Consider the following 23,909-nt stretch of genomic DNA (forward strand, 5'->3'; position numbering starts at 1 on the left):
TAAAAAAAGCCTGTTCCGTCACGCATTTACGCGTACAGTAAGCAGGCTTATTTTTTCTTTTGGCAAGGAAACTACGATGTTTGATGTCACTCTGCTGATCCTGCTCGGACTGGCAGCTCTGGGCTTTGTCAGCCACAACACCACTGTCGCTGTTTCAATTCTGGTGCTGATCATTGTCCGTGTTACCCCTCTGAATACTTTCTTCCCATGGATAGAAAAACAGGGCCTGACCGTCGGGATTATCATTCTGACCATTGGCGTTATGGCGCCGATCGCCAGCGGAACGCTACCGCCCTCCACGCTCATCCACTCCTTTGTTAACTGGAAATCACTGGTCGCTATTGCCGTCGGGGTATTTGTCTCCTGGCTTGGCGGGCGCGGTATCACGCTTATGGGCAGCCAACCTCAGCTCGTTGCCGGTTTACTGGTGGGCACGGTACTGGGCGTGGCGCTATTTCGCGGTGTGCCGGTGGGGCCGCTCATTGCAGCAGGTCTGGTGTCATTGATTGTTGGGAAGCAGTAGCCAGCCCAGCCAGATAACGGCCTGGCGTCTGTCCCAGGCCTTTTTTGAACATGGTGATAAATGCCGTGGTTGAATCGTAACCGAGCATTTGCGCAACCTGTTGCACGTTATGACCATCTATCAGCGCCTGCAGCGCCAGAATCAGTTGAAGCTGGTGACGCCAACGGCGAAAACTCAACCCCGTTTCCTTAACGACCAGACGGGCAAGGTTCCGCTCACTCATCGCAAATACGCTGGCCCACTGCCCCAAGGTCTGCCACTGCGCCGGTTCCCGCGCCATCGTCGCGACCATTTTGCGGATTTTCGGGTGTTCGGAAACCGGTAACTGCATTTGCTCCTGCGGTTGCTGCGGAAGTTCATCAAATAATACCTGCGTCAGTCGCTGGGTTGCCGGCTCCAGTCGTTGAGTATCCGTTTTGGACGCCAGCGCCAGAATAAGCTCCCGACATAACGGGGCGATTTTCAGCGTGCAGCAGCGTTCGGGCATCACGACGGCCTGCGGCTCAATAAACAAAAAGCACAATTGCGCGCCAACGGTAACGTGGTTGCTGTGTGGAATCTCACCGGGGATCCATACGGCATATTGTGGAGGCACCATCCACATGGCATTTTCAACCTCACAGGTGATCGCGCCATGCAACGCCAGAATCAACTGACCCTTACGGTGCTGATGTAGCGGACTGAAGAGTTCATCTTCCCGGGCCTGAATACAAAACGCCACCGCCGCATCGTGATGAAGGTCGGGCTCATACCCATCCAGCCTCAGTCCTAACATAAAATGTCCGTTTTTAGCGATAAACTGTCATTTTAGCTTGATTCATCCATAGAGTAAAAACGCTAAAGTATCGCCTCGCCTGACGATATGAGAAAAAAATGACAAATACGCCTTCCTCCCGCGGCAAAAACGCAGCTTTGCTGATTGCAGGGATCCTGATGATTGCCACCACATTGCGCGTCACCTTTACCGGTGCCGCCCCATTGCTGGATGCAATTCGCGCCGATTATGGTCTGAGCACCGCCCAGACGGGACTTCTGACCACCCTGCCGCTGCTGGCGTTTGCACTGGTATCGCCTCTGGCCGCCGCCGTTGCGCGCCGTTGGGGCATCGAGCGCAGCCTGTTTGCCGCTATGCTACTGATTTGCGCAGGTATTGCGATACGTTCGCTACCCTCACCTGGGTTCCTGTTTAGTGGCACCGCCATCATTGGTTGCGGAATCGCACTGGGAAATGTGCTTTTACCTGGGCTGATCAAGCGTGATTTTGCTCAGCATGTGGCAAAACTCACTGGCGCATACTCATTGACCATGGGCGCGGCGGCGGCACTGGGTTCAGCTATTGTGGTTCCGCTGGCGTTGAACGGGTTTGGCTGGCGCGGTGCGCTGATGGTACTGATGGTTTTTCCGCTGCTGGCGCTGATTATCTGGTTACCTCAATGCCGCCAGAAGGCCAATGCCAGTCTGAGCAACTCGCGCGCATTGCATTCCCGCGCCATCTGGCGATCAAGCCTCGCCTGGCAGGTGACGCTGTTTCTCGGGATCAATTCACTTATCTACTACGTGATCATCGGCTGGCTGCCTGCCATTTTGATCAGCCACGGTTACAGCGAGGCGCAGGCTGGTTCGTTACATGGTTTACTGCAGTTGGCGACCGCCGCGCCAGGGTTATTAATCCCTCTCGTACTGAACAGATTTAAGGATCAGCGCGCCATCGCCGCTCTGGTTTCGTTAATGTGCGCCCTCGGCGCGGCAGGATTCGCGGTAATGCCAGACCAGGCATTGCTATGGACTATCCTGTTTGGCTTTGGCTCAGGCGCGACGATGATCCTCGGCTTGACCTTTATTGGCCTGCGCGCAAGCTCAGCACATCAGGCTGCTGCCCTGTCCGGCATGGCACAATCTGTTGGGTATTTACTGGCCGCCTGCGGGCCACCGCTGATGGGTAAAATTCACGACCTCAACGGTAGCTGGCTGATTCCATTAGCGGGTGTCGCCGTGTTAGCGATGCTGATGGCAGTGTTTGGTCTGTGCGCGGGACGCAATCGGGAAATCGCAAACGCATAATACAGCGGGCAGGTTCATGAACAACCTGCCTGTTTTTTCATCCACGCGCGGCGCGCAGCATCGCCTGAACTAACGGCACGGGTTTTCCCGCGAGAGCTCCGCGTTCATGCTGAAAGAGCGTACCGACATAAAATGGATGCGTCACCAGCTCAATGGCGCGGATATCACCAGCTTCATCCCAACCGGTTACCCGAAGATCGCCGCTTTCAAGCTCGGCGGCAAAATCCTCCGATACGCCGTAGTTGCAGTGATACCCCTCGGTGATAACATCCCGTCCGTAGGCTTTGGCAATCAGCGTATTGGCCCGCAGCTCAATATCATCCGTTTTTTCTACCAGCGAGCAGGTCAACGGCGCAATCACCATCCGACCCGTGCTGTCCGTCTCCGCGTGTGCGGCGTCGCTCCAGCCCAGCACGTTGCGGGCATACTCCAGAACCGCATGTTGAAAACCGCCACAAGTCCCCAGGAATGGGATGCTGTTTTCACGCGCGTGGCGTATCGCTATCAACGCCCCTTCAACATGGCGATATGGACTGCCAGGAACGACCCAGATGGCATCATAGCCGATCAAATCTTCACTGCTGCTGATATCAGATGTGGTTAGCCAGTCATAATCAGCCACCAATTCCAGGACGGCGGCGGCATCATCGATGGCAAGAGGGATAGCCTGGTGCGCTACAATATCGGGACTGTAATCGCCCACCAGCGCAATGCGAAGCGTATCTTTAATTGGGGAAATTTCCATTAAGCTTTCCTTATGTCCAGACAATGAGGGACACTATAAGGAGCCTCAGCCTACCTATTTTTTGTTGATATCACAATCCCTTAAATTGGGTGTCAGAGCGGGCAGAATGCTATAATGGTCACGTTTTACGATCTTATTTAACCGTAATAAAGGTGATGAAATATATCAAAGCAGTGGCTTAAAGGAGCGGATGAAAAGATGAAAATTCAATGTAAACGCGTGTATGACCCCGCGGAAAAAGATGATGGCTATCGCGTACTGGTCGACCGGTTGTGGCCTCGTGGGATAAAAAAAACCGACCTTGTTTTTGATGAATGGAATAAAGCGCTTACGCCGTCATCTGATTTACGTAAGGCGTTCCACGCAGAATTGATTGATTTTTCGCACTTTTCCGAGCAATACCGCACTGAACTGGCTCAACAGCAGCAGGAAGGAAAGCGTCTCGCAGAGATTGCCCGACAGCAAACCTTAACGCTACTGTATGCGGCGAAAAATACTCAGCAAAACCACGCACTGGTGCTCGCTGAGTGGCTACGTCAATGCTGACCGCGTATCACTTACCCGTTTCCGGATGATCTCTACGCCAGAGCGCCCATTCATCAATAACTTCACCGCCGGGTAGTTTGCAGTCTGACCTTACGCCTTGTGGGGTCTGCACCGCAATCAGCGAGCCGCCCTTTTGTTCGCAATACACCGATGCCGGATTCGCCATGCCAATCTTAGGTGGTTTGGGGGCTTCAGGCTGAGCGGTACATCCCGCCAGCACCAACAAGCCGGGCAAAACAATAGACGCCAGTTTCATATTTACTCCTGTTAAAAAACTTATCCTGGCAGGTTACCCCGACTTTACATCTATCTCCATATTTTCCTGCCAGCTATCCATTTTATGTTTACATTCTGTGCTGGATGGCGTGTTTCATCTTTCACCTTGATGTTCTATCATGCGGGCAACGTCAGCCCAGTCATTACTCAGGAGCATTTACACCTCATGTCGGACATGATCCTTGCCAGAGTCTCACAATCCTTAGCTACGGAGCAGTCAGTTGAGAGTCTGGTTCGCCAACTTCTGGAGATGCTGGAAGTGGTGACAGAGATGGAATCCACCTATTTAACCAAGGTCGATTTAGATGCCCGCCTGCAGCATATTTTGTACGCGCGCAATAGCAAGCAGATGCAGATCCCTGAGGGGCTGTCCGTACCGTGGGATGAGACGCTGTGCAAACGCGCCATAGACGAAAACTGTCTTTACAGCGATAACGTACCCGCCCGCTGGCCGGAATGCACCGCCGCCCGCACGCTGGAGATAACCACCTTCCTGAGCACTCCGGTTCATCTTCCCGACGGAACATTTTACGGAACGCTCTGCGCCACCAGCCGTCGCCAGCATGCCTTGAGCCAACGTGGCGAGCAGGTGTTACATCTGTTTGCGGGCCTGATCGCCCAGTCGATTCAAAAAGAGTCGCTGGTGGCTCAGTTACGCGAAGCGAATGCCGCGCTGATTGCCCACTCCTATACCGATGCCCTGACCGGATTACCAAATCGGCGCGCAATCTTTGAAAATGTCGAGACCCTTTTTTCGCTTGCCCGCCACCTCAGGCAGAAGGTAGTCGTCGCCTATATTGATTTGGATGATTTCAAATTGATCAATGACCGCTTTGGTCATGAGGTTGGCGATCAGTTCCTGATCCAGATTGGTCAGCGCCTGCTTGGTAAATGCGGTGACAATGATATTCTTGGTCGACTGGGCGGTGATGAATTTTTAGTCGTTAGCCTGTCACCGGAAGATGACAAAGAGCAACGCGATCGCCTGCTGCAGGTAAAGAATCAACTGCATCAGCAAATTTGTGGCGACTACCTCCTGGGTGACATTCATCTGTTTTATCCTGGCGCCAGTCTGGGCATCGTGGAAATTGATCCGCTGGAGACTGATGTAAACTGTGCGCTTCACCTTGCAGACAGCGCTATGTACAAAGATAAGAAACGTCAGGATAAAACCCCTTTTGTCGTACATTAAGCCCTGCTATGCTGACTCGTCTTTAAATCACTCTGGCAGATAATCGTATGCGACTCGGTATTATTTTCCCCGTCATCATTTTCATTTCCGCTGTCGTTTTCTTATCCTGGTTTTTTATTGGCGGTTACGCTGCGCCGGGAGCATAACGATGAAAAAAACAACGTTGATTATGATTGGGGTGGCTATCATCGTCGTTCTGGGAACGGAACTGGGCTGGTGGTAATCAAAGAAAAAGGCCACTTATCAGTGGCCTCTGTTGTCTGTATGTTTACTTAGCTTTTGATTTTTCTGTAGATAAACAACACCACAATCGCGCCGATAACCGCTACGACGAAACTGCCGAAGTTGAAGCCATCGACTTTACCAAAACCAAAGAGGGTACTTATCCAGCCACCCACTACCGCACCAACCACCCCTAAGATAATGGTCATAAAGAATCCGCCGCCATCTTTACCCGGCATAATCCATTTTGCCAAAATCCCAGCGATAAGACCGAAAACCACCCATGAAATGATGCCCATAATTTTCCTCACTTATGTTTTTAAATTAACGATTCACTCGTCGTATAAAAGCATAGCATAGCGCTGAAAAATTAAAATTTGTGATCATCATCACTTCTGATTTTCATCTTTTTCCGATGTTTCATAATGTTATGACTGCTGAGCAACGTGCTAAATTTTTGTCGCATCTCGTCATTAATGTCGAATCGTCAGTCATCATACTTAACGCTTTGGCTGTCAGCCGCGCTATTGCTGGGTTTTCACTTCTGGCACACTTTATGCTTTAACAGCCCGTCACCATGACAAATCGTAGCCCGCGATGCCTATCGCTTGGCTGCGTCTACAATTCGCGCTATTTCAGCATTTAACAGGTCTGTTATTGATGAAAAAAATCACCAGTGTTTGCCCATACTGTGGGGCCGGGTGCAAGCTTAAGCTTGTCGTTGAAAATAACAAAATCATCCGCGCTGAAGCCGCAGAGGGTGTAACAAACCAAAATCAGTTATGCCTGAAAGGCTACTATGGTTGGGACTTTCTTAACGATACTCGCCTTCTGACCCCTCGTCTGACTCGCCCGATGATCCGTTATGAAAAAGGTGGAAAATTCACTCCCGTTAGCTGGGATGAAGCCATTCGTTACACCGCTAAACGCTTATCTGAAATCAAAAATACCTATGGCCCTCGCGCCATCATGACCACTGGTTCTTCCCGAGGCACCGGGAATGAAACCAACTATGTGATGCAAAAATTCGCACGTGGCGTGCTACATACCAACAATGTCGATTGCTGTGCCCGCGTCTGTCACGGTCCTTCCGTTGCCGGGTTACAGGAAACGTTAGGCAATGGCGCAATGAGCAACTCCATCAGCGACATTGAAAACTCAAAATGCCTGCTGATCTTTGGTTATAACTGCGCAGACTCACACCCAATCGTGGCTCGCCGGGTAATTAAAGCTCGCCAGAACGGCGCAAAAATCATTGTCTGCGACCCGCGTCGTATTGAAACCGCCCGTATCGCTGACCAACATTTGCAGTTAAAAAACGGTTGCAATATGGCGCTGGTCAACGCCTTTGGCCATGTTCTGATCGAAGAGCAACTCTACGATCGCGAATATGTGCAAAAGCATGCGGAAGGCCTGGAAACATATTGGGAAGTCGTTAAGGACTATGCGCCTGAAGCTGTTGAACATTTGACCGGCGTTCCAGCACAACAGGTTCGTCAGGCAATGCGTACATTTGCCGCGGCGCCATCGGCAACCGTAATGTGGGGAATGGGCGTCACCCAGTTTGGTCAGGCCGTTGACGTGGTTCGCGGTTTATCGAGTCTGGCGTTGCTGACCGGAAATCTGGGACGTCCTAACGTCGGCGTTGGCCCGGTGCGCGGGCAAAATAACGTGCAGGGCGCGTGCGATATGGGGGTACTGCCTAACCAGTTCCCAGGGTATCAGGACGTGACCGATTTTGCCGTTCGGGAGAAATTCGCCACCGCCTGGGGCATCGATGTTAATCAGATGGATGACAAGGTCGGGACCCGTATCACCGAAGTTCCGCATCTGGCTATCGAAGGTAAAATCAAAGCCTACTACATCATGGGAGAAGATCCGCTGCAAACCGAGGCCGATTTGGGTCTGGTCCGCGAAGGATTTAACGCGCTCGATTTTGTCGTCGTGCAGGATATATTCATGACTAAAACGGCGGAAATGGCTGATGTTCTACTGCCTGCCACCTCATGGGGCGAACACGGCGGCGTCTTTACCTGTGCCGATCGCGGCTTCCAGCGTTTTGAGAAAGCGATTGACCCCACCGGTGATGTAAAGCGTGACTGGGAGATTATCAGCCTGCTGGCCAGCGAAATGGGTTATCCAATGCAGTATCAAAATAACCAGCAAATCTGGGATGAGATGCGCGAACTATGCCCACTGTTCTACGGCGTGACCTATGAGAAAATGGGTGAGATGGGGCATGTTCAGTGGCCATGCACGGATCTCGATAGTCCTGGAACACCATACCTTTACGCGCACAGCCAGTTTGATACCGCCAATGGCAAAGGCAAACTGTTTGCCGCACAGTGGCGAGCGCCCTCAGAAGTTCCTGATGACAAATATCCGCTGGTACTGTGTACGGTGCGCGAGGTCGGGCACTACTCCTGCCGTTCGATGACCGGCAACTGTGCAGCGTTGCAAGCGCTGGCAGACGAGCCTGGATATGTGCAAATCAATACCCATGATGCAGAAAAGCTGGGTATTCGTCATCGTGACCTGGTATGGGTCAGCTCGCGTCGGGGTAAGGTCATCAGCCGCGCAGACGTCTCCGAGCGCATCAATGCCGGAACAGTCTATATGACTTATCAATGGTGGATTGGCGCGTGTAACGAGTTAACCCAGGATAACCTTGATCCTATTTCGAAAACGCCGGAAACCAAATATTGCGCCGTGAATATTGAGCACATTACCGATCAGGGATGGGCAGAGAAATATGCCGCGCAAACGTATAGTGACATGAAATCACGCCTGTGTGAGGCTATTGCGTAAGTCAGCGCCATCATCGCCTGAGTCTAACTTTCCAGACTCAGGCCTTATCTCATTACTTCGCCAGCTGGGCTTCACTAAAACGGATGGAAGCAGTTTCCTCCTGCTTATCACGTCGCATAAAGCCCAGGTTCATCAGGAACAATCCCGCCATAAACGGTAGCTCATACAATTCTTCAATCAGATCGCCATACTGTGCATTGTGCAGAAAGATGGGGGCCAGCAGACGATGATGCTCCACCGTATCAGAGATTAAAAATGCACAGGTGGTGATCGCCAACAGCCAGAGCGGTAACGGTTCATTACGCACACGGCGGGCAATATCCTGGCGTAAGTGCTTCGACAGCAGCACCGGCAGAATAAGCATGGCAATTAATACAACTGAGATAGCTCTGAACAGAAGTTTAGGATGCTCAGGGAAGTAATCGCGTCCCCAACTGGTGCTTCGGCCCAGCAAGACCAACCACCACGCTGCCGCCCAAAGCCAAAATTGCTTCTCGCCTACAGGACGTGATAAAGGTCGGATGTAGATAAGAGTAAATACCGCGCCAAACAGCAGCCAAAGCGCCTGGCCATTTTCAATCCATTTGACGACAGTCCCGTTGAGCAGCGGTAGATGCCAGTTCGCGACGAACGGGATCGCGACAATGACCAGTCCAAGAATGATTGTGGATAATGTAAGTCGGGTATTGAGTTTCATAAGCGCGATGTTCTGTATTGTTACTGTCTCGCGATCATAACCCCTGTGAATGATCAACTATTAGCAATCAATGCGAATTTCTTAAGGTATTCTTAAGGAATCCTTTTCCGGACACATTCGTGTTTCGCGCGGATAAAAAAACCGCACTGCGCCATCGAAACGCAGTGCGGTTTTTAGATTAAAAACTAATGTATTCAATCAGTAACAGTAGCTAACGCTTACCACCCGCAGACTTCGTGCTCATTCTCGGTATCGTACGAACGCACGGTGTTGACCAGATCTTTGACCACTTCTGCTGCCACATCCGGCACCAGTAATGTCATAGGTGCCTCTGTTTCATAATCAACAGAAACACCGTTGCTGTTATTGGTCACTGTTACGGTATAGGTTGCTTTACCCATGATTTACTCCTTGCCGGTGCGCACGACTTTTCGTTGATTTGCGCTCTCCATCAGAACTTCCGGGGCAACGAAAAAATCGATATTAAAGTAAGTGTCGTCGGTCATCACTTCGATGTTATGCCATTTTTCCGGTGGAAAAACGCCAAACTGACCGGCTTCAATAACCATCACCTCTACTGGCTCCGGACTGTGTTCATCTGCGTATCCGAGATATTTGACCGCCCCCTGCATAACCGAAAGTCGAGGATAAACCCCAGCCCGGGTTCCTTTATCAAGGTGGCGTTCGAAAATTCCGGCAGGCGCCGTTTCTTTGTTCCAGAATGGAGTAGAGCGTGTATGGATATGATTCTGTGGAATTTGAAGCATTTTTCTTCCCTTTTCCAGTCGACAACCAGCGAGTCTTATTGAACCGCTGCTGTACACAGGGTACGCCTCAAAATATACATTTAAAATACCATTTATTGGTTATAACCATACGATTATCAATGAAAAGCAAAGCATCATATCGAAGGCCCGCCGCAATCAGCGGGCCGATAGCATCACGACTGAAGCGTGGCCAGACGAGCGGCAAAACCGACGAAAATCAGACCGATAAGGGAATTACCCACTTTGGCCAATTTTTTCTTCGTACGGATATACTGCGTCACGAACGCGCCGGAGAAAATAAGGAAGCTCAGGTAGAAAAAGCTCACTATCTCAAGCGTAATAGCCAAAATAAAGAACGACAGTCCTGAGTGCGGCGCATTGACATCAATAAACTGCACGAAGAACGAAACATAAAACAGAATAGCTTTGGGATTGGTCAGACTCAGAATGAGTGCGCGTTTAAAAATGGCACCAAACGGGACTTCCTCTGGCGCGGCGTCGCCTACTTTCGATTTCAGTGTTGCATACAGGATCTTCGCGCCAAGATACAGTAAATAGAACGCGCCGAGGTAACGAACGATGTTAAACAAAACGGGCGTTGTTTTGATCAATGCGGCAACGCCGGCATAGGCCAAAAACATCAACACGGCATCACCGATAAACACACCGCTGGCTGCGAGATAACCGCCCTTCACTCCCCGACCGACGCTGTTCTTCAGCACAAATATCGTATTTGGCCCCGGTACCAGCACGATAAAAATAGCCCCCACCAGATACGTCCAGTAATTCAGAACTCCATACTCTGCGAACACGTTAACCTCTTCCTGAAAAAACACATGCACTTGCTGCAATACAATATGCTAACGAATGCGACAGGTGATGGAAAGAGAAGGTTATTAATTAAAAAAACCCGCCACTGGTGGCGGGTGTGTACAGATAAGGTTAATTTGGATCAGTGGTGCAGCATCTCATCCACAACCTCTTCACCCTTTAACTGATAAGGGTAGTAGGTAGGCCAGTTTTCCATCTCTTCAAGCAAGGCTGCCTGCGAGGTATTTCCCATAAAGATATGGAAGTGGCTGGATTTACGCGGTGCGATAATATGATCGCTGAATTGCACGTATTTAGGTGCTTTGCTGTCAGCGGCTTTACACTCAAACAAATACCGTACACCTTTCTTGCCTGATTTATAGTGCAAGATTTTAAACCCGGCATAGTCGTATTTGCACGATGCAACCTGATTACCGGTGTGAAATTCCATCACGCCATTTTCTATGCCAATGGTGTCTACGTTGGTTGCATAGCCTGTACGATAATAAGCTTTAATTTGTTCTGCCGTTTTGCTTTTATCTTTCTCCGCTTTCTTTTTGAATACCGGATCAAGCTCGCCGCTGACCAGATACGGATAGACGGATTGCCACATGCCATCCCAGTCGGTCAGCGCCCTGTCCTGCACCTGGTTATCATCAAATACCCCCTCCGACGCCTTTTGTTCTGCCTCACTCATTGGCGCACCATGGGAATGATGACCATGCGCCAAAACCGAACCACTGACTAAAAGCATCCCCAGAGCGATTGTCATTTTTTTAAAACGAATAGCCAAAATTTCACCCTCTAATCATTTGCGAGTGAAATGTTATAATATAACGTTACATTTAAATCAACGCCGTTGTGAAAACTATTCAACGCTCCGGTGTGCGATTTTCCAACGACTGTCAAAATGGGCCTGATACTGCGCAATAACGGCAGGTTCGCCACGAACGATCAGCACATTTTCGGAGTTGGCAAATTCTGCAGATTTGGCAAAGTTGAACGAGCCGGTTTCCAGTGTGTCGCCATCTATTATCATTACTTTGTCATGTTGGATGTGGTAGTGGCCATCCAGTTGCACATCGACCCCATTCGCGGCAGCGAAAGCGATGGCCTTCTGGCTGACCTTGCCCTGATTTCGTTTTTTATCGATAACCGCCCGAACAACAACGCCCCTCTTTTCGGCATCTACCAGGGCCTGAACAATATCTGCCGACTGAAATGAATAAGCCATCATATCGATGCTGCGCTGCGCATGGTTAATCGAATCCAGCACTAAAACCCGGGCCGAACCTTCCGGCGAAAAGCCCACCTGAATCGAAGCATGCGCGGCAACAACAACTGCACCGCACAATAGCGCAGCCAAACCAATTGATTTTACGCTCACGTTAGATATTAGCCTGAAAGGATGAATCGTCCGAAGAGAGTAGCGCTCGCGTGCAGATCTGATCAAGCAACGCCTGCTGATGGCTGATAATTAGCATACCTAATGGCCGACGCTGACATTCTTCAAGCAGCAGCGCCCAGATATCCCGTTGGATGGAAGGATCGAGCTGGGCGGTAATTTCATCGGCAATAAGAAAACGTGTCCGCGGATCCAGCGCGCGAAGTAAGGCAATTCGCGCCAGTTCACCGCCGGAAAGCTGTCCGGGACGGCGATCCAACCACTCTGAGTTGATGTGAAGACGGGTAAGCATTTCAGCATCAGGTCGCCAGGCATCATGAACCGCATCGCCGGTGCTGCGCCGGGGGTTAAAGGTTAATTCCGGATGCTGGGGCACCAGTTGCACCGGGCAATACTGGTGCATTGGCAGCGGTTGCTCATCAACAACAATGTCACCCGAGGTCGGCTTTTGCCAACCCGCCAGCACGCGCCCCAGCGTCGTTTTTCCGGTTCCGCTGGGCGCGCAAATCCCAATGCGTTCTCCAGGGGGCAGAGAGAAGGTCAGATTTTGCCATAACACTTTTCCCCCCTGACAAATCGTAACATCACGACAGCACAGCATCGCGCTCTCCAAAAAGTTGATTTCTTTCAGGCAGCGCCCGCCATTGTCGTTGCAGATGCTCGCTAATCTCTCCGCGTAACAGCTGTTCCCGGCTGACGTTATCCGACACCCTACCCTGATGCAGCGCGACAATACGATCCGCATGACGGGCCGCCAGCGTGAGGTCATGCGTTACCCACAAAACGCCTGCCTCGTGCTCACAAAGCTCGCGCAGTTGTTCAAGCAGTTGATTCGCCAGCGGCGCATCAAGCCAGGCGGTAATTTCATCCGCCAGAATATAGCGAGCCTGACTCAGAGATGCGTGACAGGCCAGAACACGTTTCGCCATGCCCCCTGAAAGCTGGCGCGGGAAAGCATCTAATACCTGACTTTCCAGTCGGCTACGCTGGAGCAATCGGTCGATTTTTCCGGCATTCCATTGCTGGCCAGAAAGCTGGCTTGCCCTGCGCAGATGTTTTTCAATCGAGAGCAGCGGGTTAAGCGCCTGAACGCCTTGCGGGACATAAGTGAAGGTATTGCCGCGACATTTACGAATATCATCGTTGTCCAGCGTTTTACCCTCAAGGGTGATAGCCCCCTGGAAGCGCAAATTATCCGGTAAGAGATCGAGCAGGCATTGCAGCAGCAGACTCTTCCCTTCCCCACTTCCCCCAACTAGCGCCACCATCTGACCAGGCGCTACGTCAAAAGAGATATCCTGCAACAGCGAAGACCATTGTTTCGCGCCGTACCAGCGATAACGCGCTACATCCAGCGAAACCTGTCTTAAACTCAACATGCGTCACCTCGTAACCATAAACGATGCACCGCCCTTGCGAGCTGATCAAATAGCATCACCAGACTGAACAGCATCAGTCCTGGAAACAGCACCAACCACCAGTCGCCATGACTGATAAATCTCAGCGCATCCGCCAGCAGCAGGCCCAGTGACGGTTCATGCGGCGCCAGCCCAAAACCGAGGAAGCTTAACGCCGCGCTGTGCAACACCGCGTGAGGAAACATCAGCAATGTTCCCGTTAACCACTGGGGTAATAATGCGGGTAGATAGTGGTGCCGCCAGCAGTAAAAATGTCCGTGTCCCAGACGCCAGGTCAGCGTCAGATAGTCACTATGAGCCACGCGCTGCGCTTCGGCACGCAGGATCAGCGCCAGTCGCGGCCAGTGGGTCAGCGCAACCGCCATGATCACCCCGTTTTTCCCGCCACCCAGCGTAAAGCAGATCAAAATGAGCAACAGCAGATGCGGCATCGACAGCATGGCATCGGTAATCAGACGCATAAGCACATCCAGACGCGGATGTATGCGCGAAACCGCCGCCATCATTAATGCGATGAAGCCGCTGCACAACGCCGCGCCAATACCAATTTGCAGACTGGTTAACGCGCCCTGAAAGCATCGTGTCCACAAATCGCGACCCAGGTTATCGGTGCCAAACCAGTAAAGCGCATCGGGTGGCAGATGACGGGCAAGCAGATTAACGCTCAACGGATTATCCAGCGTCGCTGCGCCATACACCGCAATAAAAAGCAGGCAGCTAAAAGAGAACAAAAGACGAATTAGCGTCGGCGTTGGGTTATAGAGCATCAGGTCGCTCCAGAGCGCGATTCAACACATGGATAAGCCAAGTTGACAGCGAGTTGCCAATGAACACCAATACGGTACTGAATAACACTATCCCCATGAGTAACGGCAGATCGCCGCGTAACCCGGCATCAATAGTGGCCTGTCCCAGTCCCGGGTAAGCAAACACTTTTTCCGCCAGCAGCGCGCCGCCCAGTAGTTCTCCCAGCGAAGCAAACTGCAGGCACAGCGCTGGCGTGATAGCGTGGCGCAGAACCTGATGACGCAACAGCGACCAGCCTTTATCTCCCTGAGAACGCGCAAAACGAACAAAATCACTTTTCATCACGCTGGCGATACTTTCCCGCGTGTGAAGCGTAATTTGTCCCAGTCCCAGCAAACTTAGCGCGCAAACGGGAAGCACCAGATGGCGCAGACGCTCAGTCAGCGTGGCCATATCGCCGCTGTTGCCCGGCTCCCATGCGCAGCAGACCGGAAATACCGGCCAGCGCACAGCAAATAACGCCAGTAACAGCATGCCAATCCAGAAGGTCGGCAGCGAAGAAAGCAAATAGCTGAGGCGACAAATTGCTTTATCCGGCCAGCGATTCAAGTAGCGACCCGCGACAAATCCCATCACCGTTCCCAGTACACCGGAAAGTAACCACGCGCCGCCAAGTAGCGCAAACGAGGTAGCAAAGCGCTCTTTAATCACGCTGGCAACCGGCGCATTAAATAACATTGAATAGCCGAGATCGCCCTGCAATACGCGTATAAACCAGTGAACAAAACGCTCCCATAGCGGCTGGTCCAATCCCCAGCGAGCAGCGATCCGCGCATATTGTTCCGGCGGCACGTGCAGGAGATCGTTGCCGATATAGGCGCGAATCGGATCGACAGGAGAAAAACTGAGCAGCACAAAAGTGCCAGCCGCAACCAGCACTAATAGCACAATCAGCCGTAGAAAATGGCCCACAACAGACTTCATCAACGGCAGGTCCAGGTCCATTCGTCCAGATTATTGAGCAGTGACCAGCTACCGTGAATTTCCGGTGCGCCTTTGCCCAGGTCAATACACGGATTAGCCAAGTAAGTGTGCTGAATGTTCAGCAGCCAGGCCCAGGCGGCATCGCCCTGCACGCCAGCCCCTTGCTTGCCATCCCACTCCACCTGTTGCCAGAAAGGCAATGCTTTTTGCCAGTCCGGGGCGTCAATAGCCTGTTTAAGATGCTGTTCAACAACGGGATTACTGTAATAGCCAGGATTGTAGTATTCCACGCCCGCGGCCTGATTACTGTAGTGATGGAAAAGCTCCATCGGATCCAGGCTTCCCCAGCCAAACAGCGTCGGATTCGCATGCATATGGCGCTCAACGGTTTCCCAGCTTCCGGATTGCAGCGAGACCTGAATACCCACGGGCTCCAGCATCGCACGTACGGCTTCGGCTAAATCCCGGCGCGTGCTGTCACCGCTGGCGTACCACAGCGTCAGGCGAGCTTCTTTGCCGTCTTTCACTCGTACGCCGTCTTTCCCCACCTTCCAGCCGGCCTCTTCCAGAATTGTCCGTGCTTTTTCGCTGTCGCCATCGTTGAACGCGACGGACTGCCCCTGCCATGGCAGGCCCTGAACCGCGCTATACGCCGGAATCGCATGGCCTTCCATGACCTGTTCGGCAAGCTGCTTACGGTCAATGGCGTAATTGATGGCGCGTCTGATAGCGACATCGGCAGTGATATCGTTACCAATTGGGTAACCATTGGCGTCTTTTTTACCCGCAGGAACCATCGGGAACACAATGCCACGGTTTTCCACGCTGTCGCGAACCCAAAGCTTCAAATTCTGCTGCTGAGGGGCGACTGCCATCGACGGCGCAATACGCACGAGTCCCAGTTGGCCACTGCGCGCTGCGGCATAAGCGTTATCTTCATCAAGGAAGACAAACACCAGCTTACTGAAATCATTTTTCTTACCGGCATACCAGGGGTTAGCCTCCACGATCAACTGCTGCCCCGGCTGAAAACTCACCAGCCGATAAGGACCCGCGCCTATTGGATTTTTGGCGAAGGTTTTTTCGTCATACCGTTTTTCCGGGACAATACCCAAAGAACCCAGCACGTTTACAAAGGTGCTCTGCGGGCTGCGCAGCGTAATTTCTACCGTGCGGTTATCTTTCAGGCTGGCATGGTTGAAGTTCCCCATGTCGATTTTGCCGCCGCTTTTTGCGGCTTTGTTATAGGTGAACACCACATCTTCCGCGGTTAGCGGGGATCCATCAGAGAATTTAAGGTCGGGTTTTAACGTCAATGTCCAGGTTTTGCCATCTGCGCTGGTCTCTACTTTTTCCGTCAGCAGGTTTCCCCAGCTCATATCTGCATTTTGTTTTAATAATGGTGCGTGCAAAAGCAAATAGCTGCCATGACTCCAGCCCAACATCGGGTCAAACCCTTCCGTTGGCTCCGGTCCAATTGCCAGTTTTAACGTCTGCCCTTCGCTCGCATTTTGCGCGGCGAGAAGTGGTGAGGTTAATGCGAGAGTCAATGCGCACGTAAGCAGTGCCAGCTTGCCTTTGATCATTATGTTATCCAGATTTACGTTATTTTTATGCCGCTCAACGATGTCTTGTCGTTTAACGGTCTCCTGGGGAAGGGATTATGGCGGACAGAAATGACGAAAAAAATGATGCGGCGCAGAAAAGTATGACGATTTTCTAAAATTATCATACTTTTTTTTGATACTCCGTTATGAGTACGCACTGAATTACAGAAACAGAGCAAAAGTTAGCCATTTAATTAATGGCAAATTAATGACAACCTAATGATTGCAAATACTAATTATTGGTCTTTTTCGCTATTCCCTTAGCTCAAATTAATGACAATTTATGTATATTTATTCAAGAAAAAGACCAGAAGTGATAAGTTATGTAAATACATAATGATAATTATTTGTATTATCATTACCATCAATTATCTTACTGCCTTTGAATTTTAACAAAGGAAGTTTGACTATGCGCTTAAAACCTGTTGCTTCTGTTGTTCTGTCCTGTTTAGGATTTTCTAGTCCTCTGGTCTTCGCTGAAGATGTCATGGTGGTAACCGCTTCCGGTTATGAAAAGAAAATCACCAACGCCGCTGCCAGCGTCTCCGTTATTTCGCAGCAAGAGTTACAAACCAATAAATATAATGACTTAGGCGAAGCTCTGCGTTCTGTTGAAGGGGTCGATGTTGAAAGCAGTACCGGTAAAACCGGTGGGCTGGAGGTCAGCATCCGCGGTATGCCCGCCAGCTATACCTTGATCCTGATTGACGGTATTCGTCAAAACGGCAGCAGCGACGTGACGCCAAACGGCTTCTCTGCCATGAATACCAGCTTTATGCCTCCGCTGGCGGCAATCGACCATATTGAAGTGATCCGCGGCCCGATGTCGACGCTTTATGGCTCCGACGCAATCGGTGGCGTAGTGAATATCATCACCAAAAAAAGCACCGATAAATGGAGCACCTCCATCAATACTGGCGTTAACCTGCAAGAGAGTAATAAATGGGGTAACAGTACGGTCGCCAACTTCTGGTCAAGCGGCCCGTTAATCGCGGGCGTACTGGATATGCAGGTTCGGGGGAGCACAACCCAGCGTCAGGGTTCCAGCGTCACCTCCCTGAGCGATACCGCCTCCACCCGCGTACCTTATCCGACCGAATCGGAAAACTATAACATCGGTACGCGCCTCGACTGGAAAACGAATGAAAACAATACGCTGTGGTTAGATCTCGATTCTGCCAGACAGCGTTATGACAACGACGACGGTCAATTAGGAAACCTGACGGGGGGTTACGACAAAACGCTGCGCTACGAGCGTAACAAAGTTACCCTCGGTCACGATACCGCCTTAACGTTCGGCACCTGGAAATCCTCCCTCGGCTGGAATGAAACCGAGAACAAAGGCCGACAACTGGTCTCCTCGGCACTCACGCCAGAGAACGCAGGCCGGGCCGGTGATGCACGTGAACTGAAGAACACCAACGTCATCCTGGACTCAGTGCTGCTGACGCCATTGGGTGATTCGCACCTCTTAACCCTCGGTGGGGAATATTGGGATGCACGAATGAAAGATGGTGTGGTGCTGGCCAATACCGGTGAGACGTTCCACCAAAAAACGTGGGCAGCCTATGCGGAAGATGAATGGCATATTCTCGATTCGCTGGCCTTAACCGCAGGAACACGCTATGAGCATAACGATGTCTTTGGCGGTCATCTCAGCCCACGAGCGTATATGGTCTGGGATGTTTCCGACGAATGGACGCTCAAAGGTGGCGTAACGACAGGTTATAAAGCCCCCTCGCTGAGCCAGTTGCATAACGGGATCAGCGGCGTAACTGCGCAAGGAACGGTGAATACGGTCGGTAACCCGGACCTCAAACCGGAGGAAAGTCTCAGCTACGAAACCGGGCTGTATTACGAGAACGATGCAGGGCTTAACGCCAACGTTACTGGCTTCTATACCGAATATAAAAACAAAATTGTCTCATATTCTATCGATGATAATACCAACAGCTATACCAACAGCGGCAAGGCAAGGACCGATGGCGTTGAATTTGCCAGCACCTTCCCGCTGTGGTCAGATGTGCTGACCTTATCCCTCAACTATACCTACACCCAGAGCAAGCAAAAAGATGGTGACAATAAAGGCGCGCCATTAAGTTACACGCCAAAACATATGGCTAACGCCCGCCTGAACTGGCAGGCAACGGAAGATATGAACGCCTGGCTGAGCGCACGTTATCGCGGTAAAGCTCCACGCTTTACCGAAAATTACGACAACCTCAGCGCGGTACAAAAGGCCGTATATGACGACAAAGGCGCTGATTTAAAAGCCTGGACCGTTCTCGACATGGGGATGTCTTATAAGCTGACCAAAGACCTGACGCTTAATACAGCGATTAATAACGTGCTGGATAAAGACTTTAGTGAAGTCAAACTGTACCAGGTGGGCCGTAATAGCACCTACGCAGGTGATTATTATCAGACTGCGCAATCTACAACCGGATACGTAAACCCGGGTCGTAACTACTGGGTTTCTCTAAACTATCAGTTCTAATTTTTACAAATCCTGCTGGCCGAGCTATCACATGTATCTCAGTCAGCAGGAGCTCAAGATCTATAAGGCAACAGATATTCTTCTGGTACCGAGTTAATCCAGTTTTATTCGACAAAAACATTCACTTTAGGTTTTGACAGCAGAATAATGACGAACTCAGTGAAAGTTACGGGCTTATAGAAATAGTATCCTTGCAGGAAAACGATGTTGTTTTTATTCAGGTAATCAAGCTGCGCCTTTGTTTCAACCCCTTCTGCAACGATGCTTAAAGACAGTTTACGTGCCAGTTCAAGTACACAATCTAAAATCCGGGTTGAATCGGGATGCTCATTTACCCTTCCCACAAAGCTCTGATCGATCTTGATGTAATCAATATGCAAATCATGCAAATAAGAAAGGCCAGAATAACCGGTACCAAAATCATCCAAGGCGATCACAAAGCCATTTTCATGGAGCGTATTGAGTCTCTGCACAAGATCCTCGTCCACATCCAGCGGTTCGCGCTCAGTGACTTCGATGACCAGATTGAGATCATCGCGGTTAAAACTGTCCCTGTATTGCAGGCACTCATGCACGAATGTAGGGGATATGATATGAGATGCACTGTAGTTAATACCGACATGGAAGCCGGGTGGCAATTTGCTGGAAATAGAGTTCATATTCGCAGCGACCTGCCTCATCAGGCTTTGTGTTAGCGGCACGATCAGACCTGACTTTTCGGCGATGGGAATAAAGGAAGCGGGAGAGATATACCCGACCTTCGGATGTTTCCATCGGGCCAGCACTTCAACGCCACGTAACGTCCCCTCTCGACCATTTACGATAGGTTGATAAAAAGGCACGATCTCTCCTTTTGCTATCGCCCTACGCAACGTTTCTTCGGGGGTATCATTCTTGTTCAGATATTTATCAATGGCATAAGCGGCTGCAACAGAAATTAACAGGACAAAAACCAAAATTCCTGAGCCTTGTGTAACCAGCCTTTTTGCACTAAATAATGGTGGTTTATTATAAATAATACTGAACGGATACTTTGCGGAATTCACCTGTCCAGACGTACGAGTACTTGCTGTGACGGTTTTCACATCGCCCACTAAACCGAGTACGTTATCGCCCACGAGCAGTGAGTATGCCGCACCCTTTAATGGAACTTTTAGAGCGCCACGAATATGCACCCCACTGATCGTGACAATAATACGACTGGTTTGAAAACGAGTTTGATACAGCAGAACGGGTATCTCGTTTTCCGTATTGCCTGCGGGAGTCAGCAGCAAATTTGAATCAGTTATTACAGGAATTCGCTTAAGTAAGATCCTGTTCCCCGGCAAAGACGTACACCAAACTTTCCCCTGCCGGATAATGATCAGCGTTCGCAAATGAGGCCGAAGCGCTGCCTCGGTTCCAAGTTGGTACTGAGCATCCTGGTCGCATTTTTTTTCAGCGATACGCATGGCTGTACCGGTTGCCTGGAAAGCCTCATCGAGTATGTTATCCATATTTTTCGCGGCATATCTGGCTCCTCCAAGAGTTTCCAACGAGGAGGAATACCAGAGCTGCATATTGAGAATAAAAACACCGATGAATAAAAGGCACACCGCAGCAATTACCGGTAACAATGCTTTGCGCATTCTCGTGTCCTGTGGCGAAAATTAAAAACTCATGATGATGAACATTTACGTGTTCAAATTTATCTCTACAGAGCATGGTAGACAGAATCAGAAACCGCCATAAGCCCAGTCACACTTCCCCAATAAAAACGTAACCGTATAATTTGTATATAAAAAAATCACTAAAAATAGCATTACATAACCGGCGTAGTACCTCATCCAATTTTGCTATCATAGAAATATACGAATAAGAGGTGAGCCAATGAAAATCTTTATCACTGACAGTGACGGGAACCTGATTCCTGTTGACGGAAAAAGCGTTGTCATCGAATTGAATAGCGGCGGCACTATCGAGATCGCCGAGGAGTATAGCCGGGACGATGTTCCTGAAGGTATTAATTTGTGGGGCGGACGAGAACCCTCCCCTTCACTCTCATTCGAGGAAATCAAAGCCAGAACTGAAGGCCTTGGCGTTTATCCCATCGCAGCCAACGCTCTGCATGTATTCCCGTACAAACTTTCATCAAAAGAATAATTGCACTCATTATTGGGTTTAAAATAACCAGACTGACATACGCCAGTCTGGCTGAACTTGCCCGGCAGAATCAGCTTAGAAGTTCCATTTCACACCGACCATCGCAGCGCTGTCGTTATAGCCTTTGTCGCCAGCCTGGACCCCGATGTTGCCCCACAGATTAAGACGCGGACTCACCTGTCCTTCCACACCCACTTTTACCTCGGCGATATTTTTCGCCCCATCCTGACGAACATTCACGCCGTCCATGGTCGTACTGAAATCACGTGAATTGTGCAGCCAGTTCAGTTCGGCAAACGGCTGGAATTCACGCTCTTTACCGTTATCCATCTGATGATGGCTCTTAATCCAGGTTTTCAGGCCCAGCCGGGTCTGTACATTGCCGCTACCGTTGCTGGTGATACGGGTGCCGTTGCTTTCCTGATGATCGTCCGCCTTCACGCCCATCCAGACCGCCTGCGCCTGAGGCTGGATGTACCATTCATTCAGCGTGCCCTGACTGCCGGAAAATTCGCCCATTTTCTGGGCATATCCCATTTCCAGCGAAGCGGTCACCCCTTTCGATTTATATGACTCGCCCTGCAGGTCATCGCCTTTAACATTGTTATCAAACCAGCTGTACTGAGCCCAGCTGTCCAGCCAGGCGCCGTTATGCGACGCGTCATTGGCATACCATGTGGCATACACGCCGGTGCTGTAGCCATTGACTGAACCCCGGGAACGATAACCCGTGCGTGATGACCGGGTGTTACTGTGGTCGTTCCCGTAGCCCGCCATCACGCCCAGGTGCCAGCGGTCAAGTCCGTTCTGGCTCCATTGCGCAATGTCGCCTCCCAGCTGCAATACATAACGGTTGCTCTGGGTTTTCAGCTGGCCGCTGCCGTCACGCCAGTTGTTGTGCCCGCCAACGTGGCGCATCCACATACTGGTGACTTTCTGCTCGCCGGTCAGGGCATCGGTATACTGCGTTTCGCCCAGGCGATCGTACAAACGGGTGACGAACATGTTGTTGGCTGCCGCCAGGTTAGCCGTGTAGCTGCCGCCTTCCGGGCGCAGATCTTTATCGGGATCCGGATCCGGATTTGGTTCGGGATCCGGATTGGTTTTGCCGCTGGTCAGATACCAGTTGCCGCTGTTCTCATCCTGACCGCGCCCAAGGCTGTAGTCATATGCCCCTGCCACAATACGGCCAGCCTGGGTGAACTCACCGTCCGATGCGCCATCAACATGAATAACTTCGATCCCATCAATCGTGGCGGCCCCTTTCCCACCGGCGTTGGTGACGCTGACGGAGGTGGTGCCACTGGTATCGCCTTTCACCACCAGCTTATCCGTAACGGAATTGTCATCCCCCAGCGCGGTGTTCAGGGAAAGATGCCCACCATTCCCCGTATAATTGCCATTGACCACCAGCTGGTTACCGGCCTGCTGACCATTCACACCGGTTGCGAGGGTACCGCTGTTAACCAGGTCGCCCCCCACCGTGAACAGGAGGTTGTCGCCGGTCCCGGTTCCCACCTGCAGCACACCGGCGTTATTCACATGACCTGCAACGCCCCCCGTGCCCGAGAGCATCCCCGCAGCCGCAATGTTGACTTCGCTACTGGCCAGCGTGACCGGAGATGTGCCGTCCCCCAGTACCAGGCCGCCCTGCTCAATCTCCGTTTTGCCCGTCCAGGCGGCGTTATTGCCGACGGTAATGGAGCCGGCTCCCAGCTTGGTCACATCGCCGCTACCATAAACCTCGTTATTAAGCTGCCAGTCGGTATTACTGTTCAGCACCAGTGAACCGCCGTTGCTCACCTCTGCGCTGCCCAGATTTTCTGCAGTAAACACGGTGAGCCGGGAATCCGCATCCACAGCAAATTGCCCCGTAAAGGCGCTGTTGTTGCCCACCAGCGCGACATCGCTTTCGCTGAGTTCAACCCGTCCGGCATCGCTGATGCTGTTGTAAAGCGCGCCTGCGGCCTTGCTCATCGTCAGCGTTCCCGCCGCCACAATATCGCCGGTGCCAAGGCCCAGCGTCGTGTTCATCAGCACGCGCGCGCCTTCTGCAATGGTCGTTTTTGCCGTCAGCGTGCTGTTTTCACCGGTGATGGTCAGCGTGTCGCCATTGATGTTTAACGCGCCGCTTCCGGTCAATATCCCGTCGGCTGTGCCACCCTGCTGCAGGGTCAGGCTACCGCCATTGATGTTCAGCAGTGAGTCAGCCGCCGCCGTCAGCTTACCGACAGTCTGGCTATAACCGTTCATGTCAAAACCGGTATCAGCGGCCAGACGCAGTTCGCTGGTCTGTCCCAGAACATTATCGTTTTTCATCAGCAGGTTGCCGCTGCGTACATCGGTGATACCAGTGTAATCGTTATCCATATTCGACAGCGATACCGTCTGCCCTCTGGCGCTGTCAAACGCCAGATCGCCAGTGCCGGTCACGCGGGCGCTGAGATCTGCGGCATTACCGG

At 51.3% G+C, this 23,909-nt stretch carries 25 protein-coding genes and 1 pseudogene; 9 read left to right on the forward strand and 17 right to left on the reverse strand.

Going from position 1 to position 23,909, the window contains the following annotated elements:
- Nucleotides 1-76: 76 nt before the first annotated feature.
- Nucleotides 77-523: a DUF441 domain-containing protein gene (locus OGV80_RS11635; protein ID WP_043016656.1), complete on the forward strand. Its 447-nt coding sequence runs from the start codon at nt 77-79 to the stop codon at nt 521-523.
- On the opposite strand, the pseudogene OGV80_RS11640 reads toward OGV80_RS11635, so the two are convergent.
- Nucleotides 500-1,298 (reverse strand): annotated as a pseudogene (locus OGV80_RS11640) (AraC family transcriptional regulator). The gene OGV80_RS11635 and the pseudogene OGV80_RS11640 sit on opposite strands and share 24 nt — an antisense overlap.
- A gap of 98 nt (nt 1,299-1,396) precedes the next feature.
- On the opposite strand from OGV80_RS11640, the gene OGV80_RS11645 reads away from it, so the two are divergent.
- On the forward strand, nt 1,397-2,584 hold the full coding sequence (locus tag OGV80_RS11645; protein WP_087053164.1) for a CynX/NimT family MFS transporter: 1,188 nt from the start codon (nt 1,397-1,399) through the stop codon (nt 2,582-2,584).
- A gap of 37 nt (nt 2,585-2,621) precedes the next feature.
- On the opposite strand, the gene OGV80_RS11650 is transcribed toward OGV80_RS11645, so the two are convergent.
- Nucleotides 2,622-3,329 carry a CTP synthase C-terminal region-related (seleno)protein gene (locus tag OGV80_RS11650; protein ID WP_087050668.1) on the reverse strand — a complete coding sequence of 236 codons (708 nt, stop codon included), beginning with the start codon at nt 3,327-3,329 and terminating at the stop codon, nt 2,622-2,624.
- A gap of 198 nt (nt 3,330-3,527) precedes the next feature.
- Here OGV80_RS11650 and OGV80_RS11655 point away from each other — a divergent pair, with 198 nt between their 5' ends.
- The gene (locus tag OGV80_RS11655) at nt 3,528-3,875 is read left to right on the forward strand and encodes a DUF488 domain-containing protein (protein WP_043016660.1); all 348 of its coding nucleotides are present in this window, start codon (nt 3,528-3,530) and stop codon (nt 3,873-3,875) included.
- A gap of 7 nt (nt 3,876-3,882) precedes the next feature.
- Here OGV80_RS11655 and OGV80_RS11660 read toward each other — a convergent pair whose 3' ends face one another.
- Nucleotides 3,883-4,131, reverse strand: a complete 249-nt coding sequence (locus OGV80_RS11660) for a putative hemolysin (protein WP_047411803.1) — start codon at nt 4,129-4,131, stop codon at nt 3,883-3,885.
- 186 nt (nt 4,132-4,317) lie between these two features.
- On the opposite strand from OGV80_RS11660, the gene OGV80_RS11665 reads away from it, so the two are divergent.
- From OGV80_RS11665 to yoaJ, 3 genes are read left to right on the forward strand one after another with little or no spacing between them, the layout of a single operon-like run.
- Nucleotides 4,318-5,343 (forward strand): sensor domain-containing diguanylate cyclase, encoded by a 1,026-nt coding sequence (locus OGV80_RS11665; RefSeq protein WP_043016662.1) that lies wholly within the window; start codon nt 4,318-4,320, stop codon nt 5,341-5,343.
- 47 nt (nt 5,344-5,390) lie between these two features.
- Nucleotides 5,391-5,489: a YoaK family small membrane protein gene (locus OGV80_RS11670; protein WP_032941789.1), complete on the forward strand. Its 99-nt coding sequence runs from the start codon at nt 5,391-5,393 to the stop codon at nt 5,487-5,489.
- Nucleotides 5,490-5,491: 2 nt separating this feature from the next.
- Nucleotides 5,492-5,566 (forward strand): protein YoaJ, encoded by a 75-nt coding sequence (gene yoaJ / locus OGV80_RS11675; RefSeq protein ID WP_099530266.1) that lies wholly within the window; start codon nt 5,492-5,494, stop codon nt 5,564-5,566.
- Between the two features lie 49 nt (nt 5,567-5,615).
- Here yoaJ and OGV80_RS11680 read toward each other — a convergent pair whose 3' ends face one another.
- On the reverse strand, nt 5,616-5,864 hold the full coding sequence (locus tag OGV80_RS11680; protein WP_043016663.1) for a GlsB/YeaQ/YmgE family stress response membrane protein: 249 nt from the start codon (nt 5,862-5,864) through the stop codon (nt 5,616-5,618).
- 361 nt (nt 5,865-6,225) lie between these two features.
- Between OGV80_RS11680 and fdhF the strand changes: the two genes are divergently transcribed.
- Nucleotides 6,226-8,373 carry a formate dehydrogenase subunit alpha gene (gene fdhF, locus OGV80_RS11685; protein ID WP_286514942.1) on the forward strand — a complete coding sequence of 716 codons (2,148 nt, stop codon included), beginning with the start codon at nt 6,226-6,228 and terminating at the stop codon, nt 8,371-8,373.
- Nucleotides 8,374-8,425: 52 nt separating this feature from the next.
- On the opposite strand, the gene OGV80_RS11690 is transcribed toward fdhF, so the two are convergent.
- The 11 genes from OGV80_RS11690 to OGV80_RS11740 form a co-directional block, all read right to left on the reverse strand.
- Nucleotides 8,426-9,070 carry a hypothetical protein gene (locus OGV80_RS11690; protein WP_286514944.1) on the reverse strand — a complete coding sequence of 215 codons (645 nt, stop codon included), beginning with the start codon at nt 9,068-9,070 and terminating at the stop codon, nt 8,426-8,428.
- Nucleotides 9,071-9,288: 218 nt separating this feature from the next.
- Nucleotides 9,289-9,471, reverse strand: coding sequence for a DUF1869 domain-containing protein (locus OGV80_RS11695; RefSeq protein WP_003832433.1), 183 nt, complete (start codon nt 9,469-9,471; stop codon nt 9,289-9,291).
- A 3-nt stretch (nt 9,472-9,474) separates the two neighbouring features.
- On the reverse strand, nt 9,475-9,837 hold the full coding sequence (gene yeaR / locus OGV80_RS11700) for a DUF1971 domain-containing protein YeaR (protein WP_003030735.1): 363 nt from the start codon (nt 9,835-9,837) through the stop codon (nt 9,475-9,477).
- A 173-nt stretch (nt 9,838-10,010) separates the two neighbouring features.
- Complete coding sequence (gene leuE / locus OGV80_RS11705) at nt 10,011-10,649, reverse strand: leucine efflux protein LeuE (protein WP_087053413.1); 639 nt, start codon at nt 10,647-10,649, stop codon at nt 10,011-10,013.
- 140 nt (nt 10,650-10,789) lie between these two features.
- The gene (zinT, locus tag OGV80_RS11710) at nt 10,790-11,419 is read right to left on the reverse strand and encodes a metal-binding protein ZinT (RefSeq protein ID WP_167373450.1); all 630 of its coding nucleotides are present in this window, start codon (nt 11,417-11,419) and stop codon (nt 10,790-10,792) included.
- A gap of 96 nt (nt 11,420-11,515) precedes the next feature.
- The gene (locus OGV80_RS11715; RefSeq protein ID WP_075146029.1) at nt 11,516-12,034 is read right to left on the reverse strand and encodes a phospholipase D family nuclease; all 519 of its coding nucleotides are present in this window, start codon (nt 12,032-12,034) and stop codon (nt 11,516-11,518) included.
- A gap of 1 nt (nt 12,035) precedes the next feature.
- Entirely contained in the window at nt 12,036-12,653 is a 618-nt protein-coding gene (locus OGV80_RS11720) for an ATP-binding cassette domain-containing protein (RefSeq protein ID WP_043016668.1), read from the reverse strand.
- Nucleotides 12,637-13,431, reverse strand: a complete 795-nt coding sequence (locus OGV80_RS11725) for an ATP-binding cassette domain-containing protein (protein WP_087053162.1) — start codon at nt 13,429-13,431, stop codon at nt 12,637-12,639. The genes OGV80_RS11720 and OGV80_RS11725 overlap by 17 nt, the downstream gene beginning before the upstream one ends.
- On the reverse strand, nt 13,425-14,237 hold the full coding sequence (locus OGV80_RS11730; RefSeq protein WP_043016670.1) for an ABC transporter permease: 813 nt from the start codon (nt 14,235-14,237) through the stop codon (nt 13,425-13,427). Before OGV80_RS11730 ends, OGV80_RS11725 begins: the two co-directional genes overlap by 7 nt.
- Complete coding sequence (locus OGV80_RS11735; protein WP_087053412.1) at nt 14,227-15,201, reverse strand: ABC transporter permease; 975 nt, start codon at nt 15,199-15,201, stop codon at nt 14,227-14,229. Before OGV80_RS11735 ends, OGV80_RS11730 begins: the two co-directional genes overlap by 11 nt.
- Nucleotides 15,201-16,787 carry an ABC transporter substrate-binding protein gene (locus OGV80_RS11740; protein WP_047411829.1) on the reverse strand — a complete coding sequence of 529 codons (1,587 nt, stop codon included), beginning with the start codon at nt 16,785-16,787 and terminating at the stop codon, nt 15,201-15,203. Before OGV80_RS11740 ends, OGV80_RS11735 begins: the two co-directional genes overlap by 1 nt.
- Nucleotides 16,788-17,217: 430 nt before the next feature.
- Between OGV80_RS11740 and OGV80_RS11745 the strand changes: the two genes are divergently transcribed.
- Nucleotides 17,218-19,305 carry a TonB-dependent receptor gene (locus tag OGV80_RS11745; protein WP_047411831.1) on the forward strand — a complete coding sequence of 696 codons (2,088 nt, stop codon included), beginning with the start codon at nt 17,218-17,220 and terminating at the stop codon, nt 19,303-19,305.
- Nucleotides 19,306-19,409: 104 nt separating this feature from the next.
- Here OGV80_RS11745 and pdeG read toward each other — a convergent pair whose 3' ends face one another.
- Nucleotides 19,410-20,933: a cyclic di-3',5'-guanosine monophosphate phosphodiesterase PdeG gene (gene pdeG, locus OGV80_RS11750; protein WP_087053161.1), complete on the reverse strand. Its 1,524-nt coding sequence runs from the start codon at nt 20,931-20,933 to the stop codon at nt 19,410-19,412.
- Between the two features lie 241 nt (nt 20,934-21,174).
- On the opposite strand from pdeG, the gene OGV80_RS11755 reads away from it, so the two are divergent.
- Nucleotides 21,175-21,447, forward strand: coding sequence for a hypothetical protein (locus OGV80_RS11755; protein ID WP_043016674.1), 273 nt, complete (start codon nt 21,175-21,177; stop codon nt 21,445-21,447).
- Nucleotides 21,448-21,522: 75 nt separating this feature from the next.
- On the opposite strand, the gene OGV80_RS11760 is transcribed toward OGV80_RS11755, so the two are convergent.
- Nucleotides 21,523-23,909: autotransporter outer membrane beta-barrel domain-containing protein (locus OGV80_RS11760; protein WP_286514947.1), on the reverse strand; the 2,387-nt coding region annotated here is incomplete at its 5' end.

Origin of the sequence: Citrobacter sp. Ce119 (assembly GCF_030334525.1) — a bacterium.
In the GTDB taxonomy this organism is placed as follows: domain Bacteria; phylum Pseudomonadota; class Gammaproteobacteria; order Enterobacterales; family Enterobacteriaceae; genus Citrobacter; species Citrobacter europaeus.

What these genes read in the sequence shown, in the direction of transcription:
- OGV80_RS11755 (WP_043016674.1), top strand. Translation starts at nt 21,175, where the DNA reads ATGAAAATCTTTATCACTGACAGTGACGGGAACCTGATTCCTGTTGAC.
- pdeG (WP_087053161.1), bottom strand. Translation starts at nt 20,933, where the DNA reads ATGCGCAAAGCATTGTTACCGGTAATTGCTGCGGTGTGCCTTTTATTC.
- OGV80_RS11695 (WP_003832433.1), bottom strand. Translation starts at nt 9,471, where the DNA reads ATGGGTAAAGCAACCTATACCGTAACAGTGACCAATAACAGCAACGGT.
- OGV80_RS11670 (WP_032941789.1), top strand. Translation starts at nt 5,391, where the DNA reads ATGCGACTCGGTATTATTTTCCCCGTCATCATTTTCATTTCCGCTGTC.
- OGV80_RS11680 (WP_043016663.1), bottom strand. Translation starts at nt 5,864, where the DNA reads ATGGGCATCATTTCATGGGTGGTTTTCGGTCTTATCGCTGGGATTTTG.
- OGV80_RS11650 (WP_087050668.1), bottom strand. Translation starts at nt 3,329, where the DNA reads ATGGAAATTTCCCCAATTAAAGATACGCTTCGCATTGCGCTGGTGGGC.
- OGV80_RS11635 (WP_043016656.1), top strand. Translation starts at nt 77, where the DNA reads ATGTTTGATGTCACTCTGCTGATCCTGCTCGGACTGGCAGCTCTGGGC.
- OGV80_RS11655 (WP_043016660.1), top strand. Translation starts at nt 3,528, where the DNA reads ATGAAAATTCAATGTAAACGCGTGTATGACCCCGCGGAAAAAGATGAT.
- OGV80_RS11740 (WP_047411829.1), bottom strand. Translation starts at nt 16,787, where the DNA reads ATGATCAAAGGCAAGCTGGCACTGCTTACGTGCGCATTGACTCTCGCA.
- zinT (WP_167373450.1), bottom strand. Translation starts at nt 11,419, where the DNA reads ATGACAATCGCTCTGGGGATGCTTTTAGTCAGTGGTTCGGTTTTGGCG.
- OGV80_RS11660 (WP_047411803.1), bottom strand. Translation starts at nt 4,131, where the DNA reads ATGAAACTGGCGTCTATTGTTTTGCCCGGCTTGTTGGTGCTGGCGGGA.
- yeaR (WP_003030735.1), bottom strand. Translation starts at nt 9,837, where the DNA reads ATGCTTCAAATTCCACAGAATCATATCCATACACGCTCTACTCCATTC.
- OGV80_RS11720 (WP_043016668.1), bottom strand. Translation starts at nt 12,653, where the DNA reads ATGCTGTGCTGTCGTGATGTTACGATTTGTCAGGGGGGAAAAGTGTTA.
- OGV80_RS11690 (WP_286514944.1), bottom strand. Translation starts at nt 9,070, where the DNA reads ATGAAACTCAATACCCGACTTACATTATCCACAATCATTCTTGGACTG.
- OGV80_RS11725 (WP_087053162.1), bottom strand. Translation starts at nt 13,431, where the DNA reads ATGTTGAGTTTAAGACAGGTTTCGCTGGATGTAGCGCGTTATCGCTGG.
- OGV80_RS11745 (WP_047411831.1), top strand. Translation starts at nt 17,218, where the DNA reads ATGCGCTTAAAACCTGTTGCTTCTGTTGTTCTGTCCTGTTTAGGATTT.
- OGV80_RS11730 (WP_043016670.1), bottom strand. Translation starts at nt 14,237, where the DNA reads ATGCTCTATAACCCAACGCCGACGCTAATTCGTCTTTTGTTCTCTTTT.
- fdhF (WP_286514942.1), top strand. Translation starts at nt 6,226, where the DNA reads ATGAAAAAAATCACCAGTGTTTGCCCATACTGTGGGGCCGGGTGCAAG.
- OGV80_RS11735 (WP_087053412.1), bottom strand. Translation starts at nt 15,201, where the DNA reads ATGAAGTCTGTTGTGGGCCATTTTCTACGGCTGATTGTGCTATTAGTG.
- OGV80_RS11665 (WP_043016662.1), top strand. Translation starts at nt 4,318, where the DNA reads ATGTCGGACATGATCCTTGCCAGAGTCTCACAATCCTTAGCTACGGAG.
- OGV80_RS11645 (WP_087053164.1), top strand. Translation starts at nt 1,397, where the DNA reads ATGACAAATACGCCTTCCTCCCGCGGCAAAAACGCAGCTTTGCTGATT.